Here is a 16,420-nt window from a genome sequence, read left to right as displayed (position 1 = left end):
TCATGGGAATACAGGCGTAAGTTCTAAGCCTGCTTTTTCAGGTAATCCGAAGCGTAGATTCATATTTTGTACTGCCTGCCCTGCTGCACCTTTCATCAAGTTATCGATTACGGAAATGACGGTTAAGCGATTTGTTCTAGGATCTACTGAAAATCCAATATCGCAATAGTTTGATCCAGATACTCCTTTTGGTGTTGGCCACTTTCCTTCAGGCATAATTCGGATAAAAGGATGATCGTCATAATAAGAGCGGTATAGTTCAATGATGTCACTTGTTGTTTTCGATTCAGTTAAATCAATATACATACTGCACATCATCCCCCTCGTTAATGGGATTAGATGAGTTGAGAAAGTAACACGACTATCCATGTCAATTTGATCTGACAAAATTTGTTCAATCTCTGGGATATGCTGATGTTTCCCTAGTTTATAAGCCGATATGTTCTCGTTAACTTCAGAATAATGTGTTGTTTGGCTAATCTTTCGTCCTGCACCAGATAACCCTGATTTGCCATCTATGATTAACGTAGCCGGGTTACCCCACTTTCGTTTTAGAACTGGCAGAATACCAAGTAAGGTCGCAGTCGGATAACAGCCTGGGTTCGCAATTAAAGCAGCTGTGGATATATCTTCACGATAGAATTCCGGCAATCCGTACACCGCTTGGTCTAACACCTCTTTTGGTGGTGATGTATGTTTATACCACTCTTCGTATGTTCCTTCACCCTTCAATCTGAAATCTCCAGATAAATCGATACAAGGGACACCTAATTTGAGCAATGTTGGGATAGACTCAGAGCTAACACCAGAGGGAGTAGCAAAAAAGACGACGTCTACCTTACTTGCAAGCTCCTCACATTGAAGAGAATCAAACTCCTCCATAACAAGATCTTTAAGATGTGGAAACACTTCTTCCACTCTCATTTCTGCATTCGATGGAGATACGATCGTATTAATTTTTATGTGCGGATGTTGAAGCAATATTCGTATCAATTCTAGTCCGCTATATCCACTTGCACCTACAATACCTGCTTTCACTACTTCAACTCCCTTAAATCTTTGTTATTGAATGATTATACATACACCGGAATATATATACAATAGATTTTTAGATTTTTTTAAAAATATTTTATAAACAATAAAAAAGCACGCCCCTCGATGAGGAGCGTGCTTATACTATTTTCTATCAAACTCGAACGTTAGTTTCTTATCAGACGCATTCCATACTAATGCAGCGTCAAAGGATCCTTTCTTGCCTTTTAACCCTTTTATTATATTCGATTTACCATCTTTAAGTATTTTCTTGGCATTTGTTTGTGAAACTTGTTTTCCAAGGATTCGTTTCGATATTGTAAATGAGCATTTGTTCTTGGAATAACCGCTACATCCGTACAACTTCCCTTTATCGATGACATCTGAGCCACATAATGGACATGTCCCTACTTTTTTACCGAGGGCTTTCTTGGACGTTGTTGACGGTTCGATCGTTATCCCTTTCGTATCCCATGACTCTGAAGATCGGATCGCATCTTCTGTTAATTTGGCAGCTAGCTTCTTAACTGATTCCATGAAAGCTTGAGGTGAAGCGTGTCCACTTCCGATTTCTTTTAACCTCTGCTCCCATTTTGCAGTCATTTCTGGACTTGCAAGTACTGCTTCTCCGATCGAGTCGATGAGTAATATTCCTTTATCCGTTGCTGAAACCTGGTTTTTTACGACTTCAATATATTTTCGATCTTTAAGCATCGTTATTATGCCGGCACGGGTGGCTTCCGTCCCAAGCCCTTCTGTGTCTTTAAGCACTTTTTCTAACGATTCATCTTCAAGATGTTTCCCTGCTGTTTTCATCATCGTAATGAGCTGACCCTCTGTAAATCGTTTCGGAGGCTGCGTTTTGCCCTCTACTACATCCATGGATAATACAGTCCCTGCCTGCCCTTTGTCGATTTGAGGTAGAACTTCGTCTTTTTGCGTTGAATTTATGACCTTATGCCATCCTTCTTGAACTTTCACTTGTCCCTTAGATACAAATTCTGCACGATCATCTACTAAAGTTATTAATGCCGTATAATCGACGATTGCGACATCTTCATGTGCAGCGAGTAAGCTTCTTGCGATGAGATCATATATTTTTGACTCCTCACCAGATAGCTTTTCAAGTTTAGGAACCTGCTCCGTTGGGATGATGGCGTAGTGATCACTCACTTTTGAAGCATTCACATATCGCTTATCGTTCATGATGGATTGTTTTGCTAATGGAAAAAACTCTTTATATGCGTCTTGCTTCTGGAGTTTAGAGAGGATTGATGGAAATTCTGCGGCTTCCTCTGTCGTTACAAAACTTGAATCACTTCGCGGGTATGAGATAATACCTTTCGTGTAAAGTTTTTGAGCAATATCAAGCGTTTTTTTCGGTGAGAACTTATACTTCTTGTTCGCTGCAGATTGGAGTGACGATAACTGAAAAAGATAAGGAGGTTTATATTGTTTCCTTTCTTTTTTTACATCACTGGCACTGCACGGTTTACCTTCACAAAAAGAGGCGATCGCTTTAGCCATCTCCGGAGTATCGATTCTCGTCTTATCTTCTTTTATCCACTTTCCGACTACCTTTTGCCCATCATAATCGAATGTCCCTTTAACTTCCCAAAACGGTTCAGATTTGAAGTTTGCGATCTCTTTTTCACGCTTTACAACTAAAGCTAAAGTTGGCGTTTGAACTCTTCCTGCTGAAAAGACATCCTGGATTCCTTTCTGTTTGAATAAAAGCGTGTATGCCCTCGATGCGTTGATTCCGACAACCCAATCTGCGCAAGAACGTGCATAAGCTTCGAAATACAAGTTCCGTGTATCACTCTCACTCCGTAATGTTCTAAATCCTTCTTTAACAGCTTTTTCCGTTAATGATGATATCCATAGCCGCTTCATCGGTTTTTTGCTGCGAACCTGATTCAAGATCGTCCTCACGATCAATTCACCTTCGCGACCGGCATCACCTGCATGAATAATGGATCCTACGTCTTTCCTATGTACGATGTCTTTTATGACATTGAATTGCTTCCATTTACTTTTTGTAACTTGATATTGAAATTGCTCTGGAATCATCGGTAAAGTCTGTAACGACCATTTCTTCCATTCTGATTTATAGGTTTCAGGAGGGACTAATTCGCAGAGGTGTCCTACTGCCCATGTTACATAAGCACCTCCCGGAAAATCAGGTGTAGGTTTAATATAGATGTATCCTTGTTTTTTTTCAGAGGGATAAGGAGCGGCTAATCTTGAGCCTTGATCTGGCTTTTCCGCAATAATACAAACTGCTTCCAATCTAAACATCCCTTCTTCTTCATGAAATCTTTCCTTATCTCAGTATAGCTTACCACGTATTCATTGTGGGCATAAAAAAACTGCTGGAACGCCAGCAGCATTTTTAACACCAGCCTAAATCACAATCGAACACGAATTGTTTAATATCTTCTGGTTCTTTTTCTAAAACATAGATGCGGTGATCTTCAACAACGTATGAAGCATCTACTTGATAAACAGCTGTTTTGATATTAAGTTCACCAATTTTCACTTTATTTCTATAAAGATCGATGTTACCTTTATTAAGTTTTCCTGTAACAAAACTTGTAACCTCAGTTCTTTTCATCCCATATCCCTCTTTTCCAAAAAATATGACCTTAAATAAAAGTCGTCTTTGATATAATGAAGAAATGATACGAGAAAGGGAGGGTAACGTTGGAACAACAGCATGACTTTGAAAAACGCAGCACGGTACATAACAAACGAAATAAAATAGGAGTTTTTCTTTCTAAATTAAAAGTTCATATCAACACCTTTATTAGTCGAACGTGGAAAGGAGCATCCTACGGTGCATTGTTCATGACGATGTTCCTCATCTTTTCGATAGGTTTTGATTTCCATACTGGACTCGGTAAAGGAAGCGATATACTCATCTTCTCCCTCCTTAGTGTTTTAGGTACGTTTGTCACTTTCTTTATCGTGAGACTCATAATGAAGTTTATCATCAAACTACCGGTGTTCTTTCTATCCGCTGCAATCGTTTCGGTTGGAGTGATCATCTATACACTCGATCAATTTAAAGCTTTTGAAAACATCCTTCCACTTGCTTATTTTCTTGCTGGTGCAGGCCTACTCATCGGTGGATTATTTGGTTATCCACTGGTACATGGATTTAAGAGACCTTCTTCTATTTTTATGCTCGCGCTCGGCACCCTAATAACTGGAATGTTCTTCTACTGGCTTTTCACTCCAGGAATTGTTGAAGAACGGTTAGATGTTCAGATGGAACCTTTTTCACCAGTAAGTGAGAACCCGTCTCTAATAGGACCTTACAATATTAAGACGTTTACATATGGAAGCGGAACGGATAAACATAGAGATGTGTTTGGAGAGAACGTCGATATTGAAACATCTTCGGTTAATGGGTCAGCACTAATTGGAGAATGGTCCTCATTACGTGAATGGTTTTGGGGCTTTTCTGATACGAACCTTCCACTAAACGGCAGAGTATGGATGCCTGACGATAAAGGGAAATTCCCTCTCGTCTTAATCGTCCATGGCAATCATAAAATGGAAGAATTCTCAGATGAAGGATATAGCTATTTAGGAGAGTTGCTTGCAAGTAGAGGGTTCATAACTGTCTCTGTAGACGAGAATTTTTTCAATTCATCTTGGTCAGGGGGATTAGGGGGCGATATTAACGGAAGAGCATGGCTTCTCCTCGAACATCTAAAAGAAATTGAGAAGCTTTCTGAAGAAAAAGGAACGCCATTTTATAAGAAAGTGGATTTTGAAAGAATCGCATTGACTGGTCATTCAAGAGGAGGTCAGGCTGCAATTTTAGCTGCGAAGTTCAATCGCTTAGATCGCTATCCAAATAACGCCTATAAGTCGTTTGACTATCAGTACAATATACAAAGCGTTATTGCGATCGCTCCGACTGATTATCATACATTAGCTGATCGAAAAATTGAATTAAACGATGTAAATTACTTAATTCTCCATGGATCATATGATAGTGACCTGTCTGAATTTGAGGGAGATCGCCAATTCAATGGCATCGATTTAACAGGTAGTGAAGATGTGATCAAGTCTGCACTCTACATAGACCGAGCTAACCATGGTCAGTTTAATACAACTTGGGGTGATAACGATACTTACTTTCCGTTCACCCTCTTATTGAACAAACAGCCCTTGATCAGCGGAGAGGAACAGAGGCAGGTTGCAAAAACATACGTTTCTGGATTTTTAGAAGCTACCTTGAATAACGATAACTCCTACCGACCTATGCTGGAGGATTACCGCTATGCGTTAGATTGGCTCCCTTCAACAACGTACATTAGTAAATATGAAGATACTTCTTATCATATCTTTAGTACATTCGAAGAGGATGTTGACGTCAACACATCTTCGACCCCATATATTGAATTGCAAGGAAACGGTCTATTGCAATGGTATGAAGGTGAATTAGACTATAGAAGAAATAAAGTGAGAGATAATCACGGCGTTTACCTTAAATGGAATCACGACTACTCTAGAAATGGTTCATACAAGCTTTCGTTCACCAAAGCGTTAGAAAATCCTTATGCATTCAAGAAAGATAGCTCCTTAACGTTTGCAGCGGCGAATGTATCTGAAGTAGAAGAAGAAGTTATTGTAGACTTCACTATAACAGCCACATCTGAAAACGGTGAATCTGCTAGTGTCAAATTAAGCGATGTGATGAGCATGCATCCTGTGCTGCCGATTCAGCATACAAAAACGAAATTCTATGAAGAAGCGCGATTCGGAGACCTTACCGAACCGGTCCTTCAAACGTTCAACATACCCATGAGCACATTTATTGAACAAAACAACTCGTTTGAACCAGATACCATTACCTCCATAACATTTCAATTTGATCAATCGGAAAGAGGAAAAATATTCTTAGACCACATTGGCGTTAACCGATAATAAAATACAAGAGGCTTCCCACAAAGGGAAAGCCTCTTTTTTAAATTAAATTATGAAATTTTACAAGAAGACTGTCCCCGCTTTGCTAAGTAGCTCTGATGGTACTCCTCTGCTTTATAAAAATTCGTTGCAGGAACAATTTGAGTTACGATTGGCTTCTTAAAACGTTTTGCTTTTGTAAGCTCGTTCAGTGCAATTTCTGCAGAAGTCTTTTGTGAATCTGAGTTATAAAAAATAGCGGAACGATACCTAGTACCGACGTCTTCACCCTGACGGTTCAAAGATGTTGGATTATGATTATCAAAGAAAACTTGGAGCAATTCCTCATACGTAATAATCGCTGGATTATATTCGATATGCACCGCTTCAGCATGACCAGTAAGTTCTTTATAGACTTCTTCATAAGAAGGATCGATCGTACTTCCACCTGTAAATCCTACTGAAGTAGAAACGACACCGTTCAACTGCTGAAATAGTGCTTCTACTCCCCAAAAACATCCTGCTGCAAATACCGCTTTTTCCATTGTTTCCACTCCATTTCTCCAAGTGTTGTTGCTATCTTGAACAGCTTTCTCTGTATATACCTTCTCAAGTTCACTCAGAGTTAACATATAAAGCTGTTTGCCTTGTTCCTTATAGATACCTTTTCCTAGAAGATGGTTGATTATCATTTGTTTTTTGTCTGACGTTTTCTGCAATTCCATTCACTCCTTGAAGTAGATTGTCTGATGAGGAGTGCATATAAAAAAACCCTCATCTGTCCGAACAGAAGAGGGTTTGGATTTACCGATCGCCTCTTCTTATTTTCCGACTTTCGCCGCAGGAATTGGCACGGTGCTCCCGTATAACAATTATAGGAATCCGTTGCCGAGGTATCAAAGGGCCAGTCCCTCCACCTCTCTGAATAAGAAGATCCTTGAAAAGGATTATTAAGTTAATGACAATATTAAAGGTTGTAACAGTAGGTGTCAATAGAAAAGCTTGCATTAGTGTGCTAAACGAACAAAGAAATTAAAAAATACCCTATTGCTGATACGCTAGCACCGATCAGTGCAGGTTTAAGCTTAAATGAAGCATAAGCCATCGTGTTCAACTTAAGTATTTTTGCTATTGTATTCGTATTATCGCTAAGTGGTGACGAAAAAGCACCAAACGTTCCACTAGCAAACACAGCACCGATCACGAGTGGCAATGACGTTCCTGTAGTAGCACCGAGAGAAACTCCTAAAGGCATTAGAATTCCCCATGTCCCCCATGAAGAGCCAATAAAGTATGAAATGAATGACCCCACCAGGAATAACACCGGTGGCACGAATAATGCAGGAATCCAGTTTAAGTTCGTCGTTACAAACTGAGAAAATCCTAATGCTTCAGCAGAAGAAGCAAGTCCCCAAACGATCGTTAGTAATACGATGACGGACATCATATCGTTACCGCCTTCAATAAAGAACGTGACAAGGTTTTTTAATGAGAACCTCTGAAATAAATAAAATAGAAAGGTTAACAAAACGGTTGTCATTAAAGCGAAGACCATCGCATCGAGTACATCTGCTTCGATGAATGCTTCAACTGGGCTTTTGAACCCTTTCTCATACCCACTCCAATACGTGATCAAAAGCGTTAGGAAGATTACTCCTCCTAGTGGCAGCAAAAGGTTCATAGGTTTTGCTGGAAGATCTTTTGAAACGACAGGATGACAATCTTCCCATTTGTCATCAATTTCTTTCTCCATATTCCCTGCATCAGTAGCCGGGGTTTTCGTATGATGAAAGAAACTTAAATAAAATCCGATGATAAGAATCGATATTGAGAAGAAATTGTACGGAATGCTTTGCAAAAACAACCTGTAGCCATCTCCCTCAAGACCCTGTCCCCTTAAAGAAAGGTCGACAACAGAGGACATATAGCCAACGAACGCAGTCGCAATCGGCATTAGAACAATTACTGGAGTTGCTGTGGTTTCAATTACAAAGCCTAGTTCCTGAGGGGTCATCTTTACTTTCTTCAAGAGTGCTTTCATAATTGGCGCAACCGTTACGATTCGAAAGCTCGGAGCACTAAACGTACCGAGCGTTGATAACCATGTTAAAAATAACGCTCCCTTTTTTGAAGTGATTTTTCCAGAAGCGAATCGTACGAATCCTTTTATTCCACCAGTATATTTCATCATTCCGATGAGACCAGTAAACATGTACAAAAAGATGATGATTTTAATGTTGCTCTCATCTTTTAAACCACTCATAATAAATTGATAAAACTGCTCGAGTCCTTCTATAGGTTGAGGCTTATGTATAAACGAAGCTGTTAGTAACCCTGCTGTTAATCCAGGTATAACGAGTTTCGTCTTCATCGCTACGAGAATAACGACCAAGAACGGTACGATCGAAAGCCAATCCATTCATCACTCCCCCTTTCCGGTTAGTTTGTGCTCGGAAAAGGGTGCTATACAAAAAGCCGGAGTAAATTCTCCGGCTACGATTGACGAAGCAAATTTGTTTTTTTGAGTTGCGCGATCGAAGACGCGCCAATTCCAAACATAGCGGTTTGTAGTTCGAACTGAATTCGTTTCAGCTGGTCTGATAACGCTTCTTCACTGTCGTCTACTGCGCTATGAAGTAGTGCACGGCCAAACCCTGCAAGATCAGCCCCCAAAGCAATACTTTTGGCGGCATCAACACCGTTTTTAAGACCGCCACTTGCAATGATTGGCGCCTGTGGGAGTTCATTTCGAACTTCGATCAAACATTCAGCAGTAGCGTTCCCCCAGCTTTGAAACGCTTCAGCTGCTTGTTCTCTCATACTCTGATGTGATCGATAGCTCTCGACCTGAATCCACGATGTTCCACCTGCACCGGCTACATCAATAAAGCCTACTCCGCTTTCTACCAACCGTCTTGCAGTATTTCCATCGATTCCCATTCCTACTTCTTTAATCCCGACCGGAACATCGAGTGCCTTCGCAACACTTTCAATTTTAGGCAATAGTTCTTTAAAGTTCGTATCTCCTTCAGGCTGAAACACTTCTTGCAGCGGATTTACGTGAAGAATAAGACCATCTGCATCAACAAGTTCGATTGCTTTTTTACATTCATCAATAGTGAATCCATAGTTTAACTGAACGGCCCCAATATTTGCGAAGATGGGGATCGTAGGTGCATATTTCCTAACTTCGAAAGAATAAGCTGAACGGTCTTCTTGAATCGCTGCCCGCATTGATCCTACACCGAGAGCCCATCCTTCCGCTTCAGCAGTTTTCGCGAGGCGCTTGTTGATCTCCCATGCCCTTTTCGTACCACCAGTCATCGAACTGATCAAAAAAGGCGAAGATACCTTTTTACCGAGAAATGATGTTGAGAGATCGATCTCATCAAAAGCAATCTCAGGCAGAGCTTGGTGTTTAAATCTAAACTTCTCGAGTCCGGTTGTAATCCCTCGCCCTTCTACTTCTTCAGTAAGACATATATCAATATGTTCATTCTTTCGTTTTTCTGTAAGATCATGTTCCATAGGTTTCAACGGTAGACCTCCTGCGTTGTTCTTTTTTCTTCAATTTAGGTAAAAGTAGTCCAAGTCTGTTTCGATTGTACCGCTGAATCATGATGAAAGGGATATTTACAACGAGTGCATACCCGACCATAATCCAACCTACTAGAGGTGGGTTCCAGAGGAAAAATAATAGTGAAGGCGGTATTAACATCCAGTGGTTGATTTCCGCTCGTTTTGTTTCAACAATGAACTTGCATACGTAAGTAACCGTAAGCGCTTTAAGTTCTTTTTTTCGAAAACCCCCTCTGAACACGCCACCACCATCAGGTAAGATTGTTTTCCAATACCTGATTTTCAATCTCTCATATAAACTAGCTTCCCAGTTTTTTATACGATTCCTTCCTATGATGGACTCATAGAAGGAATCAGGGACTCTCAAACAGAAATAAGAGATACAAACATGTATGGCAAGCCACGCAAAAAAGTTTGTTACGATCAATCCGGCAATCGATAGATGAAATACTTGCATGGGCTACCCAACTTTCATTATTTGTTTACAGTCTTTCATTTAAGGTAATAGTTCAGTCATACGTTTTCGCAGAATGAACACACCGAGACTGTCATCTTACTTTCACAAAGGTTATACTTACACTATACAGCCGCATGTGGAAAAAGTCGACGTATAGACCTTATTTACACTGAGGAGGAGAAGAGTATGGGAAAAAAAGCAATTGTAATCGGTGCAGGACTAGGTGGACTATCTGCTGCCATTCGTTTAGCCGCAGATGGTCATGATGTAACGGTACTCGAAAAGAATGAAAGACCTGGCGGGAAACTTAACAAACGTTCTGGAAAAGGTTTTAACTTTGATACAGGACCCTCTATTCTCACAATGCCGTGGGTTTTAGAAAGATTATTTAAAAGTGCTGATCGAAATGTAAGTGATTATATGAGTATCACACGGATCGAGCCTCAGTGGAGAACGTTTTTTGAAGATGGTGCTGAGATCGATGTAACGAGTGATTTAGCAGTAATGCTTTCTGAGGTACATAAACAATCAGAGAAAGATTATTCAAACTTTCTTTCTTATTTAGATTATTGCAAGTCGATGTTTGACCTGAGCTTAAAAAGCTTTTATAGCAAGAGCCTTTCTGGAATACAAGATATGCAAAAGCTTCATTCGTTTAAGGACTTGCTCGCGATGGATCCAATGAAATCGATGAATCAGGCAACAGAAAAGTATTTAAAAGACAAGCATCTTCGTCAACTGTTCAACTTCTTTGTCATGTACATCGGGTCATCTCCATACCATTCTCCTGCAATTTTATCACAGCTAGTCTATGTGCAGCTTGGGCTTGGAATCTATTACGTCGAAGGTGGCATGTATAACATTGCCAAAGGGATGCTGAAGCTCCTAGAAGAGTTAGATGTTGATGTTGAAGTGAACACTGAGGTTACTCAAATCATGACAAAGGATAAGAAAGCTGTTGGAGTGAGATTAGCTAGTGGTCATATTATGGAAGCTGATTTAATCGTCAGTAACCTTGAAGGCATTCCAGCTCACGATACTTTATTGAAGCAAGAACCCGGTGCTGACAAAGTGAAGCAAGATTTGAAGAAGTACACTCCTACTGTATCAGGTCTCGTCCTTCTACTTGGAGTCAATAAGACGTTCGATCAGCTTCAACACCATAACTTCTTCTTTTCAGAAGATCCAAAGCGTGAGTTTCAGCAAATCTTCGATGAGGGTGTTCCGGCTGATGACCCAACAGTTTACATTGGTGTTTCTTCTAAATCGGATCCTACACAAGCACCCGAAGGGAAAGAAAATCTTTTCGTGTTGACTCATGTTCCTCCACTTCAGGACGGAGAGAGTTTTGAAGAATACCGAGGGAGATACCGAGAAACTGTTCTCGATAAGTTAGAACGAATGGGAATGGAAGGTCTCAGGGAATCGATTGAGTTTGAATATCAATTTATTCCTGAAGATATCCGTGAATTATACGGTTCAAACGGTGGTTCGATCTACGGTGTTGCGACTGATCGCAAAGTCAATGGCGGCTTCAAGATTCCTTCTAGAAGTTCACTTGTAGAGAACCTCTACTTTGTTGGTGGATCGACACACCCTGGTGGAGGCGTACCGATGGTAACATTATCTGGTCAGCTAACAGCTGATTTAATCGCTGAAGACCTTAAACTATCTGAAGAACAAACTGGCTAAGAAGGGATCTTCATTACATGCTCAAACTAGATAAAATCGTCTTTAATTTATTTCTATTTTGGTATGGATGTGGAATCATCCTCGTTGGATTCGACATCCTCCCCCCATTTCTTGAATGGGCAAATGCTTTCTTCCTCATTCTTTGTGGCGTGTTAGCATCATTTTATTTTGTTCGAACGTTCGGTAAAGTTCTAGGAAGTTCGATCAGCATTTTCATATTTATTCTGAGCATGGCAGCAGAATCACTTGGTGTTCATTACGGATGGATCTTTGGTCAATACAACTATTCAGGAGACTTTGGCTATAAAATCGCTGAAGTTCCGATTGGAATTGGATTTGCATGGGTGATGGTCGTAGCTGTTACCCATGTTCTTTCTGCTCAGTTTTTGAGGAAGATGAATGACTCACTCCTTAAATGGTTTGCATATTCACTAATAGGAGCACTTATTGCAGTTCTGATCGATTTGATTATCGATCCTGTTGCATACCTTGTAAAGGGTTATTGGGGGTGGGAAGGAGACAGCTTCTATTATCAAGTTCCGTTACAGAACTTTTCGGGCTGGTTTTTTGTTTCCTTGTTCTTTCATATCCTGCTATATCCCGTTTATAACAGGGTTTCCCCTCAATCTCAAGAAAGTTTCTTATTCTGGAAGCATCGTATGGTCGCCCTATTTGGGATGGTGATGGGCTTTTTTATCTTCCTAGGCCTTCTAGACCAACTCTGGTTAGCCGTAACGATTACTGGGTTACCTACTTATGCTTTCTTATATGCATATCGAAAAAGTATAAAGAACTTTGAGCTGTCTTCTTCTGAAAAGGTGATCGTCTGATGGTGATTAGTTATATTCTCATACTAGCGAGCTTCCTTCTATGGACCATAATAAATTCATTGTTCATGCCAAGTCTGCGAAACGAAAGACCAATCAGGGGTAAGGAGGAACTGGTTTCCGTCCTTATCCCTCTTCGTAATGAAGAAGAAAATGTAGTCGATCTTATCACGAATTTAAAAGCGCTCTCTTATCCCAACATCGAAATACTAGTATTAAATGATAACTCTGAGGATCATACATTACCTCTACTCACCGAACATACAAGACGTGATGATCGGTTCACGATACTTGAGGGTGAAGAACTTCCTCCTTCGTGGAATGGTAAAGTGTTTGCATGTCACCAATTAAGTGAACGAGCTAAAGGAAGGTACCTACTCTTTATCGATGCTGATATGCGACTACATAAGGACACGATTCAAGCATCGCTTGAAATGCTTAGGAGAACGAAAGCATCAATGTTATCTGGATTTCCAGCTTTTCCAGTATCATTATTATTAGAGAAATTGCTCGTACCTCTTCAGCATTTCGTCGTTAACTTCCACTTGCCTCTTTTACCAGCAAACCATACAACAAGACCAGCTTTCACTGCTGCTCATGGGGCATTTATTTTAGTCGATCACAAGGCTTACAAGCGTATCGGTGGACATCGTTCCATCCAAAACAGTTTAATCGACGACGTTCACCTATCGCGTACATTTAAGGTACATGGATACCGCTCCATTTTAGCGAATGTAACCAAATTTACAGCATGCTATATGTATCGTTCTAACAAAGATGTGTGGGAAGGGTTTACAAAAAACTTGTTTCCAGGACTCGGTCGGTCTCGTTTGCTCGTTAGTATTCTATTTCTCTTTTACGGCTGTTTTTACTTATTGCCTGCCGTACTGCTGATCATAGGGGTTGTAAGCTATTCGATAGGTGAGCCAATGTACTCTCTTTTCATTCCTTACATATTGATCACGCTACAAAAAGCCTGGGTGGATTGGAAAACCAATCAGTCCATTCTACTCTCATTCATGATGCCGATTAGTTCACTTGCATTTATGTGTCTTCTGATCAATTCGATGATGAAAGGGATAAAACAAAAAGGATATGTTTGGAAAGGAAGAACCTACTCATGAAACAAATTGCAATCGTAGGTGCAGGACTCGCAGGCCTTGCTGCATCGATTAAATTAGCAAGTGAAGGATACAAAGTTGATGTGTATGAAAAAAACGGGTACGCTGGCGGCAAGATGATGCCGGTATCGTTAGGAACATACCATTTCGATTTCGGTCCAAATACGATGACGATGCCTGAAATCTTTGATTCAGTATTTAAAGAAGCCGGTGTTGATCCAAGGAATTACTTTGATTGGATAAAAATTGAACGGCACACTAGAAACATTGATCATGATGGCAGTTCATTCATGATGAGTACAGTTCCACAAGATATGGTCGAGCAGTTTGAAAAGCTAGACTCATATGCAGCAAAAAACTATCAATCTTATCTTGAGGAAGTCGATCGATTATACCAACTATCAAAATCGTCATTTTTCCCAAGGATGTTTCTTTCATGGAAGGATTACTTGTCCCCTTCCCTTTTTCAATCCATGCTAAAGGTGAGACCATTAGAGAAGATGAATCATTTTCATGAACGATATTTTAAACACCCTCTTATTCTAAAAGCGTTCAATCGCTATGCAACTTATATAGGTTCATCACCTTTTTTATCACCTGCAACGTTTGCAATGATCGGATATTTAGAAATGGTACAAGGCGTTTATTATGTGAAAGGTGGAAACACCTCACTTGCACGGGGGATGGAAAAACTAGCATCAGAACTAGGGGTTACAATTCATTTGGAAACTCCAGTGAAGACTATTCATGTTAGTAATGGTCGAGCAGAAATGATCGAAACGGTTGATGGTAAGGTGCAAAAGATAGAAGAAGTCATCATCAACGGAGATCTATTAGAAGTTTACCCTTCTCTCGTCAAAGAGTCTGATCGACCATCTTTTCAAGATACAAGAATTCAAAGCGTATCCCCTTCTATTTCCGCCTTTGTTATAATGGTAGGTTTGTCTTCAAGACTTGATTTAGTACACCACCAAGTGTATTTCTCAGAAGACTACCAAAAAGAATTCGAAGAGTTGTTTAACGGGCAGTGGCCTGAAGATCCTACAGTTTATATTTCAAATTCTTCTCATTCAGATCCTAACGTTTCGCCTGATGGCGATAATCTTTTCATTCTTGTTAATGCACCGCCTCTTTCTAATCAGGATGAGATGCCTGAAGAAGCGTACAAAGAACGGATTTATGACAAACTTGAAAAACATGGGCTTCCCATTCGAAAACTAAAAGTTGTAGAGAAAGTTATCGGTCCATCTCAAATTAAGGACCGCTTTAATGCTTATCGAGGAGCTTTATACGGTATCTCCTCCAACACTCTCCGAAATAGCTTTTTACGTCCTTCAAACCGTTCAAAAGACATAAAGAACGTCTATTTCGCAGGAGGAAGCACTCACCCTGGTGGTGGATCTCCTATGGTTGTCATCAGCGGAAATAATGTTGCGAATCATATCATATCGAAACACGCAAAAAAAAGTTCCACAGTGTCTTACAACTAAAAAAGCATGGAAGCGCCGACGCTTCCATGCTTTTTTATCATTATGTAATATGGCTAAAGGGTATTTTTAAATTTTTCTGGGTTCTTCACATAGCTTTCTATTATAAAACCACAATCCGTACATAGGAGATGTTCTATCTCCGAACCTAAACTCAGTTTTCTTCTCATTGGAGTCATGACAGCATACCCTGAATGCTTTCCTTTTCCAAGATCTGTTCCACCACATTGTGGGCACGTTGTAGTAGGAATTTTACTCAATAAGATCCCCTCCTCATTATCCGATTTCCACTCACTGTACCTCCAATTTTATCACTGATGTAATCATAGGTACACATCGAAACATGTTATTGACTAAGTAGTCAATGAGGTGTATTCTGAAATTGACTTCAGAGTCAATTATGGTTTACAGGGGAGGAAAAGATATCATGGAAGCGGTTGAATTAAGAAACCTTTCAAAATTTTACAAGAAGAGCCGTGGAATTGAGGATGTATCACTTACGATTCATGAAGGAGAAATCTTTGGATTTATTGGTCCGAACGGCGCGGGTAAAAGTACAACGATTCGTACGCTATTGAATTTACTACAGCCGACAGGTGGAAACGCGACAATTTTCGGTAAAGATATCGTGTCTGAATCGAAGGAAATTAAGAAGATCGTAGGTTATCTTCCTTCAGAAGTCCATTATTACGATGATATGAAAGCAATCGATTTACTGCAGTATTCTGCTAAATTTCATCACTACAAAAATACGAATCGAATCTATGAACTTGCTGAAAAGCTTCAGTTGGACTTAAACAAGAAGATGGAGGATCTTTCTTTTGGTAATCGCAAAAAAGTTGGAATCATTCAAGCGATCCTCCATGAACCTAAACTTCTCATTCTTGACGAAGCTACCGGTGGCCTCGATCCACTGATGCAAAACACGTTTTTTGAATTGATTTCTAAAGAAAGGGAAAAAGGAGCAACGATCTTCTTTTCATCTCACATTCTGAGTGAAGTTCAAAAAATGTGCGATCGCGTAGCCATCATTAAAGATGGGAAGTTAGTTACTGTGGAGAAAGTTGAAACCTTAATCAAAAATAGTCTTAAGAAAATTAGTCTCACCATAGAGAATGGTGATGACGTTCAATTCCCTTTCGAAGGTGTCAAAGATAAACAAACTCATGATAAGAACACAACGTTCCTTTATCGTGGAGACATGAACGTGCTCTTAAACCATCTAGCAACTCTGGACATTATCGATGTGCTCATCCAAGAACCTTCTCTTGATGAAGTATTCATGCACTATTACGAATGAAA

At 40.0% G+C, this 16,420-nt stretch carries 14 protein-coding genes and 1 riboswitch; of the genes, 6 read left to right on the top strand and 8 right to left on the bottom strand.

Annotated features, from left to right (window positions below):
* From argC to ACXAHI_RS02765, 3 genes are all read right to left on the bottom strand, one after another.
* On the bottom strand, positions 1-1,038 hold the full coding sequence (argC, locus tag ACXAHI_RS02775; protein ID WP_474845755.1) for an N-acetyl-gamma-glutamyl-phosphate reductase: 1,038 nt from the start codon (positions 1,036-1,038) through the stop codon (positions 1-3).
* A gap of 138 nt (positions 1,039-1,176) precedes the next feature.
* A complete protein-coding gene (locus ACXAHI_RS02770; protein WP_474845753.1) occupies positions 1,177-3,324 on the bottom strand; it encodes a DNA topoisomerase III in 2,148 nt (715 codons plus the stop codon).
* A gap of 103 nt (positions 3,325-3,427) precedes the next feature.
* Positions 3,428-3,649: a DUF2553 family protein gene (locus ACXAHI_RS02765; RefSeq protein WP_474845751.1), complete on the bottom strand. Its 222-nt coding sequence runs from the start codon at positions 3,647-3,649 to the stop codon at positions 3,428-3,430.
* A gap of 89 nt (positions 3,650-3,738) precedes the next feature.
* Between ACXAHI_RS02765 and ACXAHI_RS02760 the strand changes: the two genes are divergently transcribed.
* Positions 3,739-5,976 carry an alpha/beta hydrolase family protein gene (locus tag ACXAHI_RS02760; protein WP_474845749.1) on the top strand — a complete coding sequence of 746 codons (2,238 nt, stop codon included), beginning with the start codon at positions 3,739-3,741 and terminating at the stop codon, positions 5,974-5,976.
* 50 nt (positions 5,977-6,026) lie between these two features.
* Here the strand turns inward: ACXAHI_RS02760 and msrA are convergent, their stop codons facing one another.
* From msrA to ACXAHI_RS02740, 4 genes are all read right to left on the bottom strand, one after another.
* The gene (gene msrA / locus ACXAHI_RS02755) at positions 6,027-6,674 is read right to left on the bottom strand and encodes a peptide-methionine (S)-S-oxide reductase MsrA (RefSeq protein ID WP_474845747.1); all 648 of its coding nucleotides are present in this window, start codon (positions 6,672-6,674) and stop codon (positions 6,027-6,029) included.
* Between the two features lie 99 nt (positions 6,675-6,773).
* A riboswitch (SAM riboswitch) is annotated at positions 6,774-6,887 on the bottom strand.
* 83 nt (positions 6,888-6,970) lie between these two features.
* Positions 6,971-8,374, bottom strand: coding sequence for a Na+/H+ antiporter NhaC family protein (locus ACXAHI_RS02750; protein ID WP_474845745.1), 1,404 nt, complete (start codon positions 8,372-8,374; stop codon positions 6,971-6,973).
* A 74-nt stretch (positions 8,375-8,448) separates the two neighbouring features.
* A complete protein-coding gene (gene fni, locus ACXAHI_RS02745; protein ID WP_474848050.1) occupies positions 8,449-9,483 on the bottom strand; it encodes a type 2 isopentenyl-diphosphate Delta-isomerase in 1,035 nt (344 codons plus the stop codon).
* Positions 9,473-9,991 carry a glycosyl-4,4'-diaponeurosporenoate acyltransferase CrtO family protein gene (locus tag ACXAHI_RS02740; RefSeq protein WP_474845743.1) on the bottom strand — a complete coding sequence of 173 codons (519 nt, stop codon included), beginning with the start codon at positions 9,989-9,991 and terminating at the stop codon, positions 9,473-9,475. Before ACXAHI_RS02740 ends, fni begins: the two co-directional genes overlap by 11 nt.
* 186 nt (positions 9,992-10,177) lie before the next feature.
* Here ACXAHI_RS02740 and ACXAHI_RS02735 point away from each other — a divergent pair, with 186 nt between their 5' ends.
* From ACXAHI_RS02735 to ACXAHI_RS02720, 4 genes are read left to right on the top strand one after another with little or no spacing between them, the layout of a single operon-like run.
* The gene (locus ACXAHI_RS02735; protein WP_474845742.1) at positions 10,178-11,683 is read left to right on the top strand and encodes a phytoene desaturase family protein; all 1,506 of its coding nucleotides are present in this window, start codon (positions 10,178-10,180) and stop codon (positions 11,681-11,683) included.
* A 17-nt stretch (positions 11,684-11,700) separates the two neighbouring features.
* Entirely contained in the window at positions 11,701-12,513 is an 813-nt protein-coding gene (locus ACXAHI_RS02730) for a carotenoid biosynthesis protein (RefSeq protein ID WP_474845740.1), read from the top strand.
* A complete protein-coding gene (locus tag ACXAHI_RS02725) occupies positions 12,513-13,634 on the top strand; it encodes a glycosyltransferase family 2 protein (protein ID WP_474845738.1) in 1,122 nt (373 codons plus the stop codon). The genes ACXAHI_RS02730 and ACXAHI_RS02725 overlap by 1 nt, the downstream gene beginning before the upstream one ends.
* Entirely contained in the window at positions 13,631-15,121 is a 1,491-nt protein-coding gene (locus ACXAHI_RS02720) for a phytoene desaturase family protein (RefSeq protein WP_474845736.1), read from the top strand. Before ACXAHI_RS02725 ends, ACXAHI_RS02720 begins: the two co-directional genes overlap by 4 nt.
* A 53-nt stretch (positions 15,122-15,174) precedes the next feature.
* On the opposite strand, the gene ACXAHI_RS02715 is transcribed toward ACXAHI_RS02720, so the two are convergent.
* The gene (locus ACXAHI_RS02715) at positions 15,175-15,378 is read right to left on the bottom strand and encodes a transcription initiation factor TFIIIB (RefSeq protein ID WP_474845734.1); all 204 of its coding nucleotides are present in this window, start codon (positions 15,376-15,378) and stop codon (positions 15,175-15,177) included.
* A 167-nt stretch (positions 15,379-15,545) separates the two neighbouring features.
* Here ACXAHI_RS02715 and ACXAHI_RS02710 point away from each other — a divergent pair, with 167 nt between their 5' ends.
* Entirely contained in the window at positions 15,546-16,418 is an 873-nt protein-coding gene (locus ACXAHI_RS02710; RefSeq protein WP_474845732.1) for an ABC transporter ATP-binding protein, read from the top strand.
* The last annotated feature ends 2 nt before the right edge of the window (positions 16,419-16,420 follow it).

The organism is Anaerobacillus sp. ABD4_527 (assembly GCF_056160805.1).
The sequence above is the reverse complement of the archived record's forward strand: the minus strand, read 5'-3'. Positions and strand labels throughout refer to the sequence as shown.